At 57.8% G+C, this 1,095-nt stretch carries 2 tRNA genes and 1 pseudogene; 2 read left to right on the top strand and 1 reads right to left on the bottom strand.

Features of this window, described 5'->3' with window-relative positions:
* Positions 1-271: 271 nt before the first annotated feature.
* Positions 272-453, bottom strand: a pseudogene (locus tag ACPUER_RS36805) (IS6 family transposase); the annotation flags it as partial.
* Positions 454-586: 133 nt separating this feature from the next.
* Here ACPUER_RS36805 and ACPUER_RS36800 point away from each other — a divergent pair.
* Positions 587-660: transfer RNA gene (locus tag ACPUER_RS36800), tRNA-Gly, on the top strand.
* Between the two features lie 146 nt (positions 661-806).
* A tRNA-Ile gene (locus ACPUER_RS36795) sits at positions 807-883 on the top strand.
* Positions 884-1,095: the final 212 nt, after the last annotated feature.

Raw genomic sequence — 1,095 nt, 5'->3', positions numbered from 1 at the left:
CTTCATCGTCGTTCGCCTTTCTCAAGTCATGCACACCGATCTATGACGCATGAACTACAGGGACGGTGAACTTAATCAGCATTGCCTTAACACATTTCATCGAATGTAAACAGACCCTAACCCCATGCTCGCCCGACGTAGTGTTCCCCCTCCCCTGCAGAGAATCCTGATGTAAATCTGATGGCAGCCATGGTCAAGATGGTGCGGGGGGTACTGTCAAGTTGTTCGGTAAGCGGACGGGCGAGGTCGGCGTAAGAGATAATCGGGCGACTTACACCACCATGCGGGCGCACGAAGCCCAATCCCAGGCCGCGCCGGCCTGGGCACGCGCCTCGCATTTGCACTGCTCGCTTCGGTTGTATCGGCACCCCATGAACAGATTCGAAACCTGCCCGTGAACCGAGCGAATCGTTGCAGTTGCCGCGCCGATTTGAAGCGCCGCATGACCCGTTCACCGCGCCTCGCCCCGTCAATCCCTACGATCGTCGTATTCGTCGACGCCTGGATTCCGATTAAGTAAGCGGCCTCAACAATCGTCAAATCGCTGACGTGGTTCCAGCGAATACCGCTAGAATGGCGCACCGTGGCGGGTGTAGCTCAACGGTAGAGCAACAGCCTTCCAAGCTGATGACGAGGGTTCGACTCCCTTCACCCGCTCCACTGGAAGCATGCCAAGCGATGACGGGCAACAGTCCGTGAGCTCGCAGCTTGTCGCTTTCCTCAATGGGCCTCTGATCCCCCAGGTCGGCTGCAATACCCCGTCTTTTGCAGTACGTGGTACACCACGGGAGGCCCATCCTGTTCTCGGGCCCGTAGCTCAGCAGGTTAGAGCCGTCGACTCATAATCGACTGGTCGCCGGTTCAAGTCCGGCCGGGCCCACCAAAAGCGAGCTTGGCTCACCGGGTAGTCTTGATGAAGTGCGCGCATCAGAAGGCAGGACTTGTGTTCTGAGGCCGTCAGGCCTCACCCGCCCGGATGGGCTTTGTTCGGAAGGGGGTAGTTGACAGGTGGTCTCGCTCGTTCGGACAGGTTTTCGATATTTTTAAGTGGAATGTCCGAGGCAGTCATGCTGCCGATTTGATCGCAGGCAGCGT

The sequence above is a fragment of the Burkholderia sp. DN3021 genome, from assembly GCF_049805555.1.
Classification (GTDB): domain Bacteria; phylum Pseudomonadota; class Gammaproteobacteria; order Burkholderiales; family Burkholderiaceae; genus Burkholderia; species Burkholderia pyrrocinia_C.
Note: the sequence above shows the minus strand (reverse complement) of the source record. Positions and strands in the feature narration are given on the sequence as shown.